Annotated in this window: 16 protein-coding genes; 9 read left to right on the top strand and 7 right to left on the bottom strand. The window is 50.3% G+C overall.

From position 1 onward, the window contains the following. Positions 1-21 precede the first annotated feature (21 nt). Positions 22-1,563: a cysteine peptidase family C39 domain-containing protein gene (locus P4D80_RS14895; protein WP_421654790.1), complete on the bottom strand. Its 1,542-nt coding sequence runs from the start codon at positions 1,561-1,563 to the stop codon at positions 22-24. Positions 1,564-2,864: 1,301 nt separating this feature from the next. On the opposite strand from P4D80_RS14895, the gene P4D80_RS14890 reads away from it, so the two are divergent. The 3 genes from P4D80_RS14890 (at position 2,865) to P4D80_RS14880 (ending at position 4,303) form a co-directional block, all read left to right on the top strand. After that, positions 2,865-3,254: a hypothetical protein gene (locus P4D80_RS14890; RefSeq protein WP_421654789.1), complete on the top strand. Its 390-nt coding sequence runs from the start codon at positions 2,865-2,867 to the stop codon at positions 3,252-3,254. 105 nt (positions 3,255-3,359) lie between these two features. Then, positions 3,360-3,767 carry a Spy/CpxP family protein refolding chaperone gene (locus tag P4D80_RS14885; protein WP_421654788.1) on the top strand — a complete coding sequence of 136 codons (408 nt, stop codon included), beginning with the start codon at positions 3,360-3,362 and terminating at the stop codon, positions 3,765-3,767. 26 nt (positions 3,768-3,793) lie between these two features. Continuing rightward, a complete protein-coding gene (locus tag P4D80_RS14880) occupies positions 3,794-4,303 on the top strand; it encodes a Coq4 family protein (RefSeq protein WP_421654787.1) in 510 nt (169 codons plus the stop codon). Positions 4,304-4,431: 128 nt separating this feature from the next. Here P4D80_RS14880 and P4D80_RS14875 read toward each other — a convergent pair whose 3' ends face one another. Next, positions 4,432-4,608 carry a response regulator transcription factor gene (locus P4D80_RS14875; RefSeq protein WP_421659538.1) on the bottom strand — a complete coding sequence of 59 codons (177 nt, stop codon included), beginning with the start codon at positions 4,606-4,608 and terminating at the stop codon, positions 4,432-4,434. Positions 4,609-4,960: 352 nt separating this feature from the next. On the opposite strand from P4D80_RS14875, the gene P4D80_RS14870 reads away from it, so the two are divergent. Beyond that, positions 4,961-5,179 carry a hypothetical protein gene (locus P4D80_RS14870; protein ID WP_421654786.1) on the top strand — a complete coding sequence of 73 codons (219 nt, stop codon included), beginning with the start codon at positions 4,961-4,963 and terminating at the stop codon, positions 5,177-5,179. A gap of 162 nt (positions 5,180-5,341) precedes the next feature. On the opposite strand, the gene P4D80_RS14865 is transcribed toward P4D80_RS14870, so the two are convergent. The 3 genes from P4D80_RS14865 to cobJ form a co-directional block, all read right to left on the bottom strand. Continuing rightward, positions 5,342-6,520: a 5-(carboxyamino)imidazole ribonucleotide synthase gene (locus tag P4D80_RS14865; RefSeq protein WP_421654785.1), complete on the bottom strand. Its 1,179-nt coding sequence runs from the start codon at positions 6,518-6,520 to the stop codon at positions 5,342-5,344. Positions 6,521-6,626: 106 nt separating this feature from the next. Next, a complete protein-coding gene (locus tag P4D80_RS14860; RefSeq protein ID WP_421654784.1) occupies positions 6,627-7,100 on the bottom strand; it encodes a pentapeptide repeat-containing protein in 474 nt (157 codons plus the stop codon). 135 nt (positions 7,101-7,235) lie between these two features. Beyond that, positions 7,236-9,284 carry a precorrin-3B C(17)-methyltransferase gene (gene cobJ, locus P4D80_RS14855; protein ID WP_421654783.1) on the bottom strand — a complete coding sequence of 683 codons (2,049 nt, stop codon included), beginning with the start codon at positions 9,282-9,284 and terminating at the stop codon, positions 7,236-7,238. 381 nt (positions 9,285-9,665) lie between these two features. On the opposite strand from cobJ, the gene P4D80_RS14850 reads away from it, so the two are divergent. The 4 genes from P4D80_RS14850 (at position 9,666) to P4D80_RS14835 (ending at position 13,988) form a co-directional block, all read left to right on the top strand. Continuing rightward, a complete protein-coding gene (locus tag P4D80_RS14850) occupies positions 9,666-10,751 on the top strand; it encodes a Gfo/Idh/MocA family protein (protein ID WP_421654782.1) in 1,086 nt (361 codons plus the stop codon). 386 nt (positions 10,752-11,137) lie between these two features. Continuing rightward, complete coding sequence (locus P4D80_RS14845; protein ID WP_421654781.1) at positions 11,138-12,457, top strand: M16 family metallopeptidase; 1,320 nt, start codon at positions 11,138-11,140, stop codon at positions 12,455-12,457. 140 nt (positions 12,458-12,597) lie between these two features. Continuing rightward, complete coding sequence (locus P4D80_RS14840) at positions 12,598-13,107, top strand: MliC family protein (RefSeq protein ID WP_421654780.1); 510 nt, start codon at positions 12,598-12,600, stop codon at positions 13,105-13,107. A 5-nt stretch (positions 13,108-13,112) separates the two neighbouring features. Beyond that, entirely contained in the window at positions 13,113-13,988 is an 876-nt protein-coding gene (locus P4D80_RS14835) for a fructosamine kinase family protein (RefSeq protein WP_421654779.1), read from the top strand. Positions 13,989-14,174: 186 nt separating this feature from the next. Here P4D80_RS14835 and P4D80_RS14830 read toward each other — a convergent pair whose 3' ends face one another. After that, positions 14,175-14,648, bottom strand: a complete 474-nt coding sequence (locus P4D80_RS14830; RefSeq protein WP_421654778.1) for a hypothetical protein — start codon at positions 14,646-14,648, stop codon at positions 14,175-14,177. Positions 14,649-15,091: 443 nt separating this feature from the next. After that, positions 15,092-15,925 (bottom strand): hypothetical protein, encoded by an 834-nt coding sequence (locus P4D80_RS14825; RefSeq protein WP_421654777.1) that lies wholly within the window; start codon positions 15,923-15,925, stop codon positions 15,092-15,094. Between the two features lie 317 nt (positions 15,926-16,242). On the opposite strand from P4D80_RS14825, the gene P4D80_RS14820 reads away from it, so the two are divergent. Further along, positions 16,243-16,410 (top strand): hypothetical protein, encoded by a 168-nt coding sequence (locus tag P4D80_RS14820; protein WP_421654776.1) that lies wholly within the window; start codon positions 16,243-16,245, stop codon positions 16,408-16,410. Positions 16,411-16,421 lie beyond the last annotated feature (11 nt).

The following is a 16,421-nucleotide window of genomic DNA, read 5'->3' as shown; positions in this document are numbered from 1 at the left end:
TTTATGGGCAAACAACCTTATCTAGAATGATCTGAGTAAATAAAGGTGTGACCAATCCAAAAATTTGCAATAAAACGGATGCCAGCATAACAGGCACCAGCATGGAGCGATACGGCGAGAATGCCCCCAAAATCGTCCTAAGGAGAGCTTAGAAGATGGCATAGCCTGTAGTAGCTCGGTGGGGGTTAACAGCAATGCATAGCCCGTCCAACTGGTTTGAAAGTCTGGAATACTGAGCGATTGCCGCCCCACTGCCGGATCTGCCAGAATCACTCGATTTCGCTTGACACGATAAACAACCACATAATGATCACCCTGCCAGTAAGCAATCCAGGGAGTAGTTTGTTCAGCCAACCGACTGAAGCTCGATCGCACCGGGCGTGATAAAAATCCGATGCTTTCTGCTGCCCTGGCAAGGTTCTTGAGAGAAGCCCCCGAACGTCCAACCCCCGCCAAATTCCGCAGCATGTTCAAACTCAATCGCTTCCCCCAATATTGGGCAATCATTGCCAGACAGGCTGCTCCACAATCTGAACTGCTCTGCTGCTGGATGAAAGGATAGCCCTTCCAGAACCAGGGTTGATGCCATTTTTGCGGCTTAGGTCTGGCAAAGCGAATCGGTGACGATTGTGAATGAGGCGGTAAAACCTGTTGGGGTTTGGTAAAGGCTACAGGGTGATTCGCAGGTTGGCTGATCACTTGTGGGTTAGCAAACCTCCGCTCAGGAGATACGTGACTTGCTTGAGATAACTGCGTGTTTAAGGCAGGAACCAGGACCTGGATCATTTCCCAGTGATCACCTGGAAGTTGGTATACCTGTAAGTCGGTTGCCGCAACCCAATCGGGTGGAACCGGGTCAGGATACCCCCAACTATTTCCAACTTCGGGAGGTGAACTGGACTGGCTATGAATTTGCCCGCTATATAGCCAGAAGCGACCGGCAGTAGCAGGTGTCGCTTGAGTCAAATTAGTTCCCGCAGGCAAATGAACTAGATTCAGGTAAGGTAACAATCGTTTCAGCGTGTGGCTGGATTGCGATCGCAGTTCTGTTGCAACTTTCAAGAAAATTAATTGTTGTCGAGTTAAAGTGACGTTGTGGAGGTAATCGTGCAGTTGAGGATGAGACTGCAACCACTGCGGTAGTTGGTTGCTCGCCATAACAGCAATCAACGCAGAACCTGCGGCAATCGCTCGATAGGGGAATGGGCGATCGCAGAATTGCTCATCAGCACCCCACATATCTCCCACTTCAAGTAGTCCGACAGGCACCGCTTGTTGATGAGTTGCATCAGAACATATCAGGCGAATAGAGCCCTGACAAACAATATATACATCTCTACATCCCTGGCATGCTTGAATCGAGTTTTCTAAAGAATTCGTATCGCTGGAAGTACTCGGCTCATCACCTAACTGAATCTCCTGAATTTCAAAAGCCTGGCTGAAGGCTATAACCCATTGATTGTCTGTTGGAAATCGAGCCAACAGAATTTCAGCGAGTAATTCATAAGCATTGGTAGATAGTGCTGGAAAACCATTTTTTCCAACATCTGCAATCCGTTTCATCTTTTTATAAGGCTCGTATAGTGGCCCTCCTGAGAGTTTGATAATCAGCGTCGCTGATTACCAAAACAAAATCAATGTTCCAGGGACATTACTTTAGGTGAAAGAGTAGCGTAACTACTTTTTCATCGGCAAACCGGGAGAACTGTGTGGTTATGAAGCGGGAAAGAACCACTGTCAGCCAGCTAGCTATCACACTTTATCAACCATAGGAGATTTCCAGATAAGGAAACAGACTCTACTTTGCAAGATAGGTTACGCTTCGCTAAACCCATGTCACTAAGTGTTGGTATTTTCTTTTGTGGAAATCGCCTACATAATAACCTTTGTTAAGTACTCAGACAAGCACTTTATCATGTATAAACTAGTTTGACAGCCTGGTAAATGCACGGTTGGTAGATGAACCTTCGGGTAAAACTTGCTACTTGCTCAGAGTTCCTTATCCTGATAGTTTGATAGGATTTACTCTGCATTGAGATTCAGACTTTAATTTTATTTCTATGCTATAGGGAGTAACATCGGAAGACTTAGAAAACCCGTATAAATTTACATTTCTTTATTGGTATTTGAATCGCCTTCGTGCATTCATAAGTTAAGAAATTTGATGAATGTAAACTATTTTCTGATATAGCGATCCTGCTTGAAATTTGAACGGGGTGCAGGGGTGGAACTCCTGCGTGGGGGCGAAGCTCCAACCCCCTCTTATTCACAAATAGTTTATGAACGCTATAGATATAGATGCAAAAGTGTTCCTACTCATGTCTCTTATATTCAAGAACTTAGCATCACCATCACACCTTTACAGGTACCCCTGAGGGTACTTCAAAGAAGTTCTGGAGCCTCTCCTGAGAGTTTGGTAATCAACTTCGCCGATCCCCAAAACACAATCAATATTCCAGGGATTTTGTCTGAAATGCAAGAGTTTAGCTATCGCCAGGTTGCTTAGGACATTCGTTTTGAGGGGGTGTAAGGGGTTCCACCCCTGCACCCCGTCCTAAGCCTGGTGGCTATCGCTATACATAAGCAACTCTTGTATCAGCAAGCGGGGAGAACTGGTCTGATATAGCGATCCTATCTGGATTGTGAAAAGGGATTCCGCAGGAATCCCTTTTCACAAAGCCCTTTCATTTCACGAATCATTTAGGACTGCTATTAGGAGAAAGCTTCCGGTTCCATTTGGGACAATTGTCCCGCTCAGATGAGGACACCTGCCTCAGGCGGGTAGGGCAATGCCAAATCTAGGATAAAGACGACGAATTCAATCCGGTGAATTCGACACCCATTTCACAAAGGAGAGATTGAGCATGCAAGTTCGTCGTCTGAGTTTGATTGCGATCGCGACCCTCGGCTTTGGAGTTGCCTTCAGCCCCATTGCCCAGGCGGGTGAACTCATTTACACAGGTCCCAACGGACGTACAACCACCGTCAATACCAATCGCCAGAAAACTGAAAACGGCGCAACCTTTCAGCGCACAACCACCTACCCTAATGGGCAAACCAGTTCTGCCTCTGGCGGTTTTACTAGAACTGGCAATGGGGGCTATCAGCGGAACGTGACCTATACCGGACCAAACGGTAATCAGTCCACTGTCTATGGTTCAGGCTCCTACCAAAATGGGGCCGTCAATGGAAGCCGTACCATTGTCTATCCCAATGGACAGTCTCGCACAGGAACGTTTCAATTCACCCGTTAACTGTTCGTCATGATTGATTCAGACATCGGGTTTCTTTGATTGCTTAGACAGAAACCCGATGTCTTGAGAAGGATTTTTTTAGAATTGAATTAGGAAAGCTTACCCATGAAACTGAAGTTTGTCTCAATCGTGGCAAGTGGTGTCTTTTTGCTAACTCCGTTCGCTGCGGCAACCGCCTGGGCACAAAACAATCCAGCAAATTCCTTGCCAATCATGACAGGAGTTAATTTGACACCTCAGCAAGAAAACCAACTGTCTCAAATTCGCAATCAAGCTCGTAGTCAAATTCAATCTATCTTGACGCTAGAGCAACGGAATCAATTTATTACCGCATTGCAAAAAGGGCAAAGTTTTCGAGCCGCGATCGCAGCTATGAATCTTTCTTCCAGTCAACAAACTCAACTCCGCACCGTCTTCCAATCGGCTCGTAAACAAATGGGGGATGTGTTAACACCGCAACAAAAACAGCAATTCATGCAAAATGTGCGATCTCGTCTGATGCAGTCTTTCTAACCATATAAGCAGGATTCTGAAAAACCATGACATCTTCCACTACGGTGCCCAATGGCAAATTCGTTCAGCACTTTCTGGCGATCGCTGATCAGATCGGAGAAGTGTTTAGGGCTAACGTTCCGCCCTTTGTGGATCTGGAAACATTACAGCACTTTCCTGAAGGAACACTCGGACGCACTCTGGCAGATTTCTTAGAGCACTACAATCTATCTCCACTCACCAGCGGTCCCCGGCGCAAGCAACTACACGATAGCGTTCACGTTCTCACCGGATACGGGACAGATCCTATCGGCGAAGCAGAAGTGCAGGCATTCTTACTGGGAGCCAAATTCAGCCCGATTCAAATCTTTCTGGGGCTGGGCCTGCTGCATATGATTCGGCGACAATCCCCAGATCGGCAGCACGAAGTTCAACAAAGGCTGCGGCAAGCCTACAGGCGAGGTCGTGCTTCCCACTTTGATGTCGATACCTGGCGACCAGAGGAACAATGGCATCTACCCCTCACTCAGGTGCGAGCGATGTTTCGCATATGTTGATTGATCAGTAAGTAGTCATCATTAATTGGTAAGGGGGGAGTGGGGACTGCGCCCCCAGGCAGGGGGGTTCACCCCCTTCACCCCCAAAACTATCCTTACTTAAATTGCGCCTCGCTACTTACGAAGCTTCAGGAATCTCGATTAATCAGACGTTTTTGGAGGTGCACGATCGCCGCCTGAGTGCGATCGTGCACCTCCAGTTTTTGCAGAATGGCATGCGCATGCACCCGAACAGTTCCCGGTGTGATGTAAAGAATTTCAGCAACTTCTTGATTTGATTTGCCTGATGCAATCAGGGCCAGAATTTCCTGCTCTCTAGTGCATTTTCAGGAGACCTTTTTTGCTAGGGGTTCTAGCAAGGGACAATCAAAATAGTCACAGACTCTGATCTTAACTTCTTGTGCGCTCAGTATAGCGGTAGTCATTATGGTTAGGACGGGGTGCAGGGGGTGGAACCCCCTGCCGGGGGGCGCATCCTCCACTTCCTCTCTAATTCCAGTGTCCTAACGCACCCGCGTAGAGCTAATAATTCCCAGACTTCACGGCAAGGGAGAACGAAAGTTGGGGGGCTGGTGGCGTTGACCGGGTGATCCAGCAAGCCATCCTGCAAGTGCTCACACCCATCTTTGACCCGGAATTTTCCGAGTCGAGTTTTGGATGTCGACCGAAACGCTCTGCTCACGGGGCTATCCGGCAGGTAAAGATGTTAAAGTGGGGTATCGGTATGTGGTTGACCTGGATCTAGAGAAATTCTTTGATCCGGTCAATCCCGATGGACTGATGTCGCGCATTGCCCGCAAAGTAACTGACAAAGTGCGTTTGCGGCTCATCCGTCGTGAATTGAGAGCAAGGGGGATTGGTCGATGGCACGATTGAGGCGACCAATTGGGGTACACTGCAAGGGGCGCCCCTATCGCCTTTATGATCCAATAACTTGTTGGATGACCTTGATCCTGTGATCTCAGCAATTTCACTACTGCTTCCTGAAGAAAAGTTATGGCAATAGTTAGACTTTGAATGCAGATGTATGATTCTGAGCTACTGCCCTACTGAGGGTTTAGCAGCATAATAGCTCTTTCCCGCGCCGTACCAGATGGATTCAATCCTCTGGGCGATCAACTCTCTCTCCTGCCTCCCTTCTTCCGCTTCTAGCAAGACAGTGACATGTCCAAGTTTGCGTCCGGGGCGGGATTCGGTTTTGCCGTACCAGTGAACTTGAGCATGGGGAATGGCAGCAATCTGCTGACGTTGCTCTAGGTAGCTACTGGTAGAGTGCTCATAACCCAGCAGGTTGACCATCACTGCTGCCGGTGCCTTCATGGCTGGGCTACCCAGAGAAAGCCCACAAACGGCTCTCAGGTGTTGCTCGAACTGAGAAGTTTCGCAGGCATCAAGAGTAAAGTGCCCGGAATTATGGACGCGAGGCGCAATTTCATTGACAAGGACATGACCGTCTTGAGTCAGGAACAGTTCAATGCCAAAAACACCGACCACTTGCAGGTGGTTCAGAAGGGTGCGGGCGATCGCGTTGATCTGGCCTCTCACAGCAGGACTGATTTCCGCGGGGGCAAATACACGGCGACAGACTTGCTGCTCTTGCTGGGTTTCAACGATGGGATAGATAGAGATGTCACCATTTACCGAACGGGCGGCGATCGCGGCCAGTTCCCGCTCAAACGGGATAAACTCCTCTACCAGCAACGGAACATTCTTTAACCGTTCCAGAATCGCGGTTAACTCCGGCAAATTTTTGATGATAAAGGTTCCCTGACCATCGTAGCCGTGGCGGCGGGTCTTGAGAACGAGTGGAAAGTAGGGTGGGGGATGGGGGTTGGGGAATGGAGGGAGTTCAAAAAAATTGGGAGTGGGTAAACCCAGATCGCGCAAATAGCAACGCTGATGATATTTGTTCAGTAAGGGCCTTAGCGCTTGTAGGCCAGGACGGAAACAAATACCCTGACTTTCCAGGAGTGAAAGAGCTTCCAGATCGACAAATTCATTTTCAAACGTAATCACGTCGCATTGGGTAGCCAGTTGCGCTGTGGCGGTTGCATCGGCGACCGGGGCAAAAATTGCATCGGCAGCGATCGTCACCGCCGGGTCGCATTTTGAAGGGGTTTGCACCACCAGTTCAACGCCCAACGTCTTCGCTGCCTCTGCCATCATCCAGGCTAGCTGCCCACCCCCAATCACCCCAACCCGCTTCACATCACCCATCTCAATTACTCACCTATCCCCGGAAAAATTCAAATTCAGCATGTAGGCACTGCCCCATCCACCCATCCACCCATCTATCCCTCACTAACAACCAACAACCTTACCCTCACTCCTGGCAGCCCAAAGACTCTTTCGTTTCTACCCCTGTTTTTGGGTTAGTTCCGTCTGCGATCGCGCATAACTGTCTGACTTGAGCACCGTCTAACAGAGCATTGGTGAAGTCGGCCCCTGTAATATTGACATCTTCAAAAGTTGATCGCAGTAGAATGGCATCCTCTAAAATCGCATCGCTCAGGTCAACGCGAATGAAGGGAATTTGATCCAGCATGGACTGGGCTAAGTCGGCTCCGTGCAAATTGGTTTCTGTCATGGTTGAAGCACTGAAGACAGCTCCCCGTAGATCGGCATTGGCAAAATTTGCCTGATACAGGTTAGCATTGGCAAACTCTGCAACCTCTAAGATTTGACCAGAGAAATCCTTCCCTGACAGATCTGCATTGCTATACGACAAAGGCGGCGCGTACTGTTTGGTATAGGGCAACCCAGCTGGTGATTGAGCCAGAGCAGGCAATGGAACCATCAGAAATAGCAGGGCAAGCCCTATAAGTAATAGGTGTTTCAAATTTCCCTTTAGGGCTTGAAGTTTAGATGCAGATGGGGGAGTGGTCATAAGCGTTGCCAGAATGCTTACCCTTTCCAGTGTAATGAGAAGTGATTATTCTGCATCAAAACCCAGGTAACCGCGGGGAGTAATCATCCAACGATTGTGAGTGCGGCTGCTCTGATTGCCAATTAGAACCAGGGTCAGCATATCAACAGGACATTGGAGAAATTCTGCCAGGGTAGTGATGGTTACCTGTTCATCTGGTCGGTAGGCAGAACGGACGATCGCAACAGGCGTTTCCCGATCCCGGTACTTCAAGAAAACTTGCTGGGCAGTCTCGATCTGATGAGTGCGGGTCTGGGATTTGGGATTGTACAGGGCAACTACAAAATCGGCCTGAGCAGCAGCAATCAGACGCTTTTCAATTACATCCCAGGGGGTGAGCAGGTCACTGAGACTGATGGCACAGAAGTCGTGCATCAGTGGTGCTCCCACCCGTGCGGCCGCAGCTTGCAGAGCAGTAATTCCAGGAAAGACCTGCACCTCTGGGGTGTGGCCATCCCAACCCTGGGTGTGTAACTGTTCCAGCACCAGTCCGGCCATGCCATAGATGCCGCAGTCGCCAGAGGAAATGACTGCAACTGTTAACCCCCAGTGGGCGAGGGCGATCGCCCGTTCCGCTCGCTGCCGCTCCTGGTTGATGGACAGAGCTTCCACAATTTGCCCCGGACGCAACAGGGGTTTGACCAGATCGATGTAGAGGGAATAACCAATGACCGCATCTGCCTGGGCGATCGCCGTTTGAGCTGCCGGGGTAATCTGGTCAAGCTGACCCGGTCCCGTGCCAACCAGCCAGAGTTTTCCACAGCGTCCCGTGTATTCCTGTTGAGCCTGGGCAACCGCAATGGTCACTGCTCCCGGTTCTCCCGCCTGTCGAATGATGTTTTTGGGCACTCGGAGGCATACTGCTGCTGGCGGCTTCGATGAAGTATCCAGAACAGGCACCTGACTTGCCCCCAAGAGGGCAGCAGCTTCGGCAACACTGGGGGTACCTACCTCAGTCTCAACGATCGCAGACGGATTGGGCACAGGGACAGTACGCAAAGCTTCTGCCGAAAAGCAATGCAAAGGCCAGTGGTGTGCGCGGCAAAACTCTACCAGCCCCATCTCATCTGCTTTCAGGTCAATGGTGGCGATGCCCGCGATCGCCTGCTGCGCGAGACGGTGCGATCGAAATACCTGCTGAAAGGCATGTTGAATCAGGGGTTTAGAAGTTCCCCGTTCGCAGCCGATCCCAACCCAGAGAACTCTAGGGTGCCAGCAGGCTTCAGGAATAGGGGGAGGGGTAAGGGGTGAGGGGTGAGGGGTGAGGGGTAAGCGGCCAGAGGAGTCAGAGGAAGAGGGAAGGGGAATCTGCTCAGTAGGGGTGATCCAGACTCTTGCCTGCGGCGATTCCTGGTTCCCGTTCGCCGTTCGCCGTTCGCCTGCTACCTGAAATTGGAATGGATGTCCGTCTGGCAGGTGTTTCTGCCAGAGGGTAGAACCGGCTTCTTGAATGATTTGAACTGGGGCATGGCGAGCGATCGCCGCACTCACCCCAGTCCAGTCGCCTTCTCCTTTCTGCCAGCCAAAGGGAATGCCCAAAACATCAATTCCCGGTAAGGCAGCTCGGTTAGCGGCTCCGGTGAGTACTGGCGTTGCCCCAAGCTGGAGGGCAATCAGACGGGCGAGTTGATCCGCCCCTGCCTGGTGCCCACCACAAAGACTGATAACAAACCGCCCAGTTTCATCAATAACCACCACTGCCGGGTCAGAGGCTTTGTCTTGCAATAGAGGAGCAATCAAGCGGACAACGGCTCCTGTTGCCAGGCAAAAGACAAAGCTGCGATGGGTACTCCAAAGCGTGGCAAGGTGAGTTTTGAGAGAACCCGTGTAGGTGTTGAAATTTGAGCGTTGAGCGTTGAGCGTGGGGTTTGTATTCAGTAGGGAATCGGGTAGCCAAAAGGAGATGGCATGAGATTGGGCAAATTTTAGAAGCTGGCTGGCTCCGGTGGGGGTGGTAGCGATCGCCGCAATTGGCTGAAAATCTTGAAAGATCAAGTCAGAAACTCTGGGTAAAGACTGAAACCAATTCTCCGACTTCCTGGCTGAATCATTCAATTCTGGGCTGGTCAGTTATAGCGCTCGCACCAGGCTTAGGACGGGGTGCAGGGGTTCCACCCCTCTTTAAAGCCAATGTCCTGAGCACCCTGGCGACAACTATATAAGAAGTCGGAGATCTGGAGGCATCATACCGTCATTCATGAAACCCAGAGCTCCGAACTTCTGGGCTGAACCATTCAACCTTGGTCTCATACCGTCCAAGAAATCGGAGATCTGGGTAGATTAAGATATTCTCAAATTAGCATATTTTAGCCGAGTAACCATTACTCCAATCATTAGAAACAAATCCTGAACTCTTCCCACCCCCTGGACAGAAAGACACGCCTCTACCCATCCACCCATCCACGTATCCATCCACCCATCCACCCATCCACTCCAATGAATCAACCCTCAATTGGTGTTGCCATTGTTGGCACAGGCTTTGGTCAAAAAGTTCATATCCCTGCGTTTCAGGTGCATCATCGAACTCATGTTGTAGCCGTCTACCATCGGGATCTGGCAAAGGCACAGGCGATCGCCCAGGCCCACAGCATTCCCCATGCCTGTCAGACAGTGGAAGAAATCGTTGCCCTACCGGAGGTGCAGGGTGTCAGCATTTCGACACCTCCTTTCCTCCACTATGCAATGGCAAAAACAGTATTGCAGGCAGGCAAGCACCTTCTATTAGAAAAGCCGACCACTCTGGTCGCCTCAGAAGCCAGGGAATTGCTTGACCTGGCAGAATCGAAAGGGCTTGTGACGACTGTTAACTTTGAGTTTCGCTGTGTTCCGACCTGGTTGCGACTGGCTGAATTGCTGGCAGAAGGCTATGTCGGAAACCTGCGGCTGGTAAAAATTGACTGGCTGGTCTCCAGTCGGGCAGATGCCTCTCGCCCCTGGAACTGGTATGCCCGCAAAGATCAGGGCGGCGGGGCACTGGGGGCTCTCGGTTCCCACTCATTTGACTATGTAGCCTGGTTATTTGGCGAGGTGAAGCAACTGTGTGCCCGGTTACATGTTTCAGTACCAGAGCGCCCTGATCCGGAGAGTGGACAACTGAAGCCAGTGGATGCCGATGATGTTTGTACGATTTTGCTGGAGTTGGCGGATGGAACCCCCTGTCAGATTTGCATCAGTGCGGCAACTTACCAGGGGCGGGGGCATTGGGTGGAGGTCTATGGCGATCGCGGTACCCTAATCCTGGGCAGCAACAATCAAAAAGACTATGTTCACGGATTCAAACTGTGGGGCAGCCAGAAAGGAGAACCGCTGACAGAAATTGATATTCCAGCCCATCTAGAATTTCCCCGTACCTTTGAGGATGGGCGAATTGCTCCCTTTATCCGAATTGTGGATCGCTGGGTCCAGGGTATCGACCGGGGCAAATCGCTGGCACCTTCGCTGCAAGAAGGTCTGTATTCTCAGTTATTGATGGACCTGACCCACCAATCAAACAAGACAGGAAGTTGGGTAAAGATGCCATAAAATAGAGCAGGTATCAGGTGTTAAAGGGGCAGGCATCAGAAGGCAAAGGGGAGAAACTAGAAGACAGGAGCCAGGAGGCAGGAGGGGCGGGGGCGGGAAAATAAGGTGTTGGGGACAACTCAAAACTCAGAGCTGGATATGTCTCAGAATATGGTGCTCTCACCCCTTGAAACCCTGACTCCCTCGACCCCCTTTCCAGGATTTCCAAAAAAAATTGACAAACCCCTCAAAACTCAGAAACCCATCCCTCCATCCCCCATCACCTCTCCCTCATCCTGTCGCCTGAATCAGGGGTAGAAACCCTGGTCTTATGGCTACTACTATAGGCAATTGCGGGGTTTAGCAGTTTAAGATAGGTAAAGATCCTGTCATCGCAAGGGCACTCCATGACTCAAACCCTGCTGAAGTTTCCGAATGTTCATCCTCTCAATGCACCAACTATCCATCGCCTCTCTAACGGACTAACCATCATCACTGAGCAGATTCCGGTTGAAGCGGTGAGTCTCAATATTTGGCTTAGTGTAGGATCAGCCGTTGAACCGGATAATATCAACGGGATGGCACATTTTCTGGAACACATGATTTTCAAGGGAACTCAGCAGCTCCAGAGTGGTGAATTTGAACGGCGGATAGAAGAACGGGGAGCCATCACCAATGCGGCCACCAGTCAGGACTATACTCACTATTACATCACCACGGCTCCTCGGGATTTTGCCGAACTGGCTCCTTTGCAGATTGATGTGGTGATGAATGCCAGCATCCCAGATGATGGGTTTGAGCGTGAACGCCATGTGGTGCTGGAAGAGATTCGGAGATCGCAGGATAACCCACGCCGTCGCACCTTTCAGCATGCTACAGAAATAACTTTTGAGCGTCTTCCTTACCGCCGTCAGGTGTTGGGGCCTGCCTCAGTCATTGAGCAATTGACCCCCCAACAGATGCGCGACTTTCATGCTCACTGGTACCAGCCGCAATCGATTACTGCTGTCGCTGTGGGAAATTTGCCCGTTGAGCAACTAATCGAGATCGTGGAAGCAGGATTTAGGCAGGCCATCAGCCATCGGCAACCGACAACCGATATTTCTGCTTCTTTACTCTCTACTCTATACCCCCTCTCCTTCACCCAGGAAGACCCGTTTCAGCAAATTATCCGCCGCGAGTTAACCGATCCCACCTTGCAGCAAGCTAGGTTAGTGATGACCTGGCGCGTGCCAGGCATGAATGATTTGAACCAGACTTATGCGCTGGATGTGTTGGCCTCCGTCCTGGGGCATGGGCGCACCTCACGACTGATCCAGGATTTGCGAGAACAGCGGGGGCTGGTTTCCAGCATTTCTGCCAGCAACATGACTTACCAGTATCAAGGGGTGTTTTACATTTCAGTCCATTTACCTGAAGAAAATGTAGCTGCGGTGGAAGCGGCGATCGCCCAGCACATCCGCACAATTCAAGAAGATTTGATTACCGAATCTGAAATCGCACGGGTGCGCACGCGAATTGCCAATCATTTTGTCTTTGGTAACGAGACGCCCAGCGATCGCTCCGGCCTTTATGGTTATTACCAGTCCCTGGTGGGTGATCTGTCCTCGGCACTAAACTACCCCAGCTTGATTCAATCAATCCATGCGGAGCAGTTGAGAGATGCCGCCCGTCAGTATCTTTCTCCAGATGCCTATGGGGTGGTCGTCATTCGCCCTGGTCAGTAAGGATTGCTCCAGATCCAATGTCTTCGTAGATAATTTCAGAAGCAAGCAGGCTCTCCCAGTTTGTCGGTGAAAGCGTTGCTGATCACCCCATTCTTTGGAAAGCCGCAAACCGATCTGATTTGTCTTTGAGGAACCCGGATATGAAACAAGTTTTAGCCCCCCTGACGATCACCCTGGCACTTACCACTGGTGCAATGGTCTCCTGGGCGGCGATCGCCCAGCAACCAACCCCTGAACCGTCTCCCCAACCAACATCTGAGCCTGCTCCCACCAACACGCCTGAACCGTCTCCCCAACCAACGCCTGTCCCCCCCTCGCCAGATGCTTCAGAGCCTTCCGTAATCAATAGTGTCAGGTATAAATGTGAAGCGGGCAAAGGCTTCACAGCCGATTACCTGACCAATAACACAGTGCGGGCCACCTTCGGCAGTAAGGTGCTGGTGTTGCCGCAGGTGGTTTCGGGATCGGGCATTCGTTACAGTGATGGCAACGTTACCCTGAGGTCAAAGGGGGACCAGGCGATGGTTGAAGTTGGCAATAAATTACTTTTCAAAAACTGTATGGCTGTCCAGGCGGTAGAAGGTCGGAGTTTGGCAGAGGAGCCTGGGGAAGAGCAGGCCGAGACGCAGGCGATTGAAGGGTTGTGGTAAGAACAATGGTTCAGTGGGAGCAGATTGCTGCACACATCAGCCAGGTTACTGGGAAGCCCTTTGAGCCGGATGATCGCCGCTCGGTTGGCGGTGGCTGCATTAACCAGGGGTACCGTCTGTCCGAGGGCGATCGCGCCTATTTTATAAAACTTAACCAGGCCAGCCAGATTGCCATGTTTGAGGCAGAAGCCGCCGGGTTACAGGATATGCAGAAAACCCGCACGATTCGGGTGCCAACTCCTATCTGCTGCGGAACAGACGGGTCCACTGGCTATCTGGTGCTGGAGTGGATTGATCTGGGACGTAGCAGTGGCCAGTCCTGGGAAGAGATGGGACGCCAACTCGCCGCCATGCATAAAACAACCAGCCGTAGTGGCTTTGGCTGGCAGCGCAGTAACACCATCGGTTCCACTCCTCAGATGAATCCCTGGACAACGAACTGGACGGAGTTCTGGGTTGAGCATCGAATTGGGTTTCAGCTTCGTCTGGCAAAACGGCGCGGTGGTCACTTTCCCCAGGCAGAACGCTTGCTCAAGGCGATCCCTGACCTGCTGGCAGACCACCACCCTCAGCCTTCCCTGGTGCATGGGGATCTCTGGTCAGGTAATGCCGCCATCAGCCGCTCAGGAGAGCCAGTCATTTTTGACCCCGCTACCTACTATGGCGATCGCGAAGTCGATATTGCGATGACAGAACTATTTGGCGGGTTTCCGTCGGAGTTCTACCACGGCTACAACCAGGCATGGCCGCTTGACTCCGGCTACCAGCAACGCAAAAATCTCTACAACCTTTACCACATCCTCAACCACTTCAACTTGTTTGGCAGTGGGTACGAGTCCCAGGCAAACCGAATGATTGAACAGCTATTGAATTCACTGTAGAGTAATCCTGCTATGTAGAGTAATCCTGCTATAGCGATCCTATCTGGATGGTGAAAAAGGCTTCCTAGCGATCCTACTTGAAATTTGAACGGGGTGAGGGGGGTTGCACCCCTACCTGGGAGCGCAGCCCCCTGGTTCACAAACGATTTGTAAACGCTGTAGCTCTAATGCCAGGTGGATCGGGGATTAAATCGACTGCAACATTTTTTCTGAGGTCAGGCAACTTTCTGATTGGTTCAGAAAGGGCGCATTCAACAGTAAATTGAACTGTTCGGGATCGTTCTGATACTGGATAAGGAGTTCCTTATCAATGTCGCTCAAATCGGGATCGCGATCGCTCTCCATCTCATGAAGGGTTGCTTCCACCAATTCAACCTGCTCTTCAGCTTCGCTTAAGGCCTCGTGGAATTCCGATTGCAGCAAAATCTCGAGCGGTTTCAGTTCCTCATATTTCAGCGTAGTTTCCTGGAGTTTTTCTTCCAGGGTTTGCTTTTCCTGGCTAAGTTGTTCCACCAGTTGTTTGTAAGTCTTCAGTGCCTTAATTAAGGGAACAACTTTACCTCTTAATGTCATGTACTCAACATCCAGCTTTTGGAACTTGTCAGAGAGCTTGATATAAGCATGACAGAGACGAGTGATGCGTTCAGCAGTTTGACTCATAAAAGACTCTCAAGTAATGGCTAATGGTTTCAGTAATCTTGTTATAGCGATAGCCACTGGGCTCAGAACAGGCACAGGGGCCCTACCCCTGGCTGGGGCCTTTGCCCCCCCTTAAAACCAATGTTCTAAGCCACCTGACGACAGCTATTAGGTGCAATTTTGAAAAAAGAGTTTCAGTCGCAATGCAGGCTCTTCAAAATTGCCAATTCAGCAACATAACTATTGATAAGTTTACACTGCAAATTGAACTGGCAATCAACTGGAAAAGAGAACTCCTGTATTCATATTAGGAAATCGATCAACATTAAAAATGTAATCAAAAGCACACCAGAAATGTCAATCAGAAAAAATGTCAGGGGATCGCCCAGACCAGTTTTGCGATCGCCTTAGGATTGCTTCTTTAACCCACCAGGATCATCTTATCCACCCTGGGAGAGCATCGCTCACTCTCCATTAATTGAATCCGGTAGAATGCGACTGACCTTAGCTGGGCAGAGAACGGTTTCGCCCTGTCGGTAGCCAACAAACCTGATATAGACCCAGTCTCCAGGCTGAATGTCAGTTGTATCGGGCTGGTGCAAGTGGGGATCGTAGACAACTTTGCTCCAGATTGGCCCAATGGTTTCATAACCCCAATCTTTAAGCAAATTCTCCAGGGGCGTAAACATCACAGCCAAGCTTTTGGCTGGTAGATGTGGCCTGGCATGGGCAATTTTCATGGCCGTGGGGTAGCTTACCAGCAAACTCTGTAGCTGCTTAAAGGTAGCCTGGTGCAACTCGTTTGCCAGTATGGCCTGTTGGTGTTGCAACTCTTGCTGCAGGTGAGTATATTCCTCAATCAATTGCACCTTCTGTTGTTCCAATTCTTGCTGGAGGCGAATGCTATCTTGATTAAGCTGGGCTTTTTGATGCTCAAATTCGTGCACCAGTTGATCCCGCTCGTGGATCAGGCGATCGCGCTCCTGCATCAGACGGTTACATTCCTCTACCAGCTTCTCCTCCTGTTGCTTCCACTCCTGCTGCCGCTGGAGGTGTTCCTGCATCAACTGGTCATTCTGTTTTTGTAACTCCTGCCGCAGACGTGTGCATTCCTGCCCTAACCTGGTTTTCTGCTGCTGAAGCTCCTGCTGACTCCGATGATAATCCTTTTTAAGCTGAGTAATCTTTCCCCATAAGCGATCGCCCGTTTCGGAAGCCGGGCGAACCAGCCACAGAATCAGCAAGACAAAACCTACTTCCAGAAACAACCCAAACCAAAACAGGTTGACTTCCTCCATTGCCCTGCCTCCAATACTCAGACCACCATCCTTATACGATTGGAGCAACAGATATAGTGATTCTGTTTGGATTGTGAGAAAGGATTCCTGCGGAATTCCTTTTTCACAAAGCCTCTCAATCTCACGACTGATTTAGGACTGCTATAGTAGGCGTTGGTTTTCGTTTGTAACCAGACCTGCGACTCTGCTGTCCCCAATTCATTTTTCGATTATACGCTTCTAATAACTTCTCTCTTAAAATGCCATACTGGTCTCATCCCAGCCAGGCTGATGGTGGTAAGTAGCTAGACGCAGTTAAATTCAGGATCACTTCGGGAGTGGGGAGGGAAAATCCCCTATTTGGAGGCGCAGCCACCATATTATTACTATTATTACAGTTAATTACGGCTACCTATTTAGAAGCCACTGAAGGATTCAAACCCATGCCCATCATCAATCCAGCAAAGATGGGACAGCGATCGCGATTAGAAATCTGTGAAAAATGAAGCGTTTGCCC

The sequence above is a fragment of the Leptothermofonsia sp. ETS-13 genome (assembly GCF_049200465.1).
Taxonomy (GTDB): Bacteria; Cyanobacteriota; Cyanobacteriia; order Leptolyngbyales; family Leptolyngbyaceae; genus Leptothermofonsia.
The sequence above is the reverse complement of the archived record's forward strand: the minus strand, read 5'-3'. Positions and strand labels throughout refer to the sequence as shown.

Coding starts and splice junctions, on each gene's coding strand:
- P4D80_RS14830 (WP_421654778.1), bottom strand. CDS start 14,648: ATGAGTCAAACTGCTGAACGCATCACTCGTCTCTGTCATGCTTATATC.
- P4D80_RS14870 (WP_421654786.1), top strand. CDS start 4,961: ATGTCGACCGAAACGCTCTGCTCACGGGGCTATCCGGCAGGTAAAGAT.
- P4D80_RS14835 (WP_421654779.1), top strand. CDS start 13,113: ATGGTTCAGTGGGAGCAGATTGCTGCACACATCAGCCAGGTTACTGGG.
- P4D80_RS14885 (WP_421654788.1), top strand. CDS start 3,360: ATGAAACTGAAGTTTGTCTCAATCGTGGCAAGTGGTGTCTTTTTGCTA.
- P4D80_RS14825 (WP_421654777.1), bottom strand. CDS start 15,925: ATGGAGGAAGTCAACCTGTTTTGGTTTGGGTTGTTTCTGGAAGTAGGT.
- P4D80_RS14845 (WP_421654781.1), top strand. CDS start 11,138: ATGACTCAAACCCTGCTGAAGTTTCCGAATGTTCATCCTCTCAATGCA.
- P4D80_RS14880 (WP_421654787.1), top strand. CDS start 3,794: ATGACATCTTCCACTACGGTGCCCAATGGCAAATTCGTTCAGCACTTT.
- P4D80_RS14895 (WP_421654790.1), bottom strand. CDS start 1,563: ATGAAACGGATTGCAGATGTTGGAAAAAATGGTTTTCCAGCACTATCT.
- P4D80_RS14840 (WP_421654780.1), top strand. CDS start 12,598: ATGAAACAAGTTTTAGCCCCCCTGACGATCACCCTGGCACTTACCACT.
- P4D80_RS14865 (WP_421654785.1), bottom strand. CDS start 6,520: ATGGGTGATGTGAAGCGGGTTGGGGTGATTGGGGGTGGGCAGCTAGCC.
- P4D80_RS14850 (WP_421654782.1), top strand. CDS start 9,666: ATGAATCAACCCTCAATTGGTGTTGCCATTGTTGGCACAGGCTTTGGT.
- P4D80_RS14860 (WP_421654784.1), bottom strand. CDS start 7,100: ATGGTTCCATTGCCTGCTCTGGCTCAATCACCAGCTGGGTTGCCCTAT.
- P4D80_RS14890 (WP_421654789.1), top strand. CDS start 2,865: ATGCAAGTTCGTCGTCTGAGTTTGATTGCGATCGCGACCCTCGGCTTT.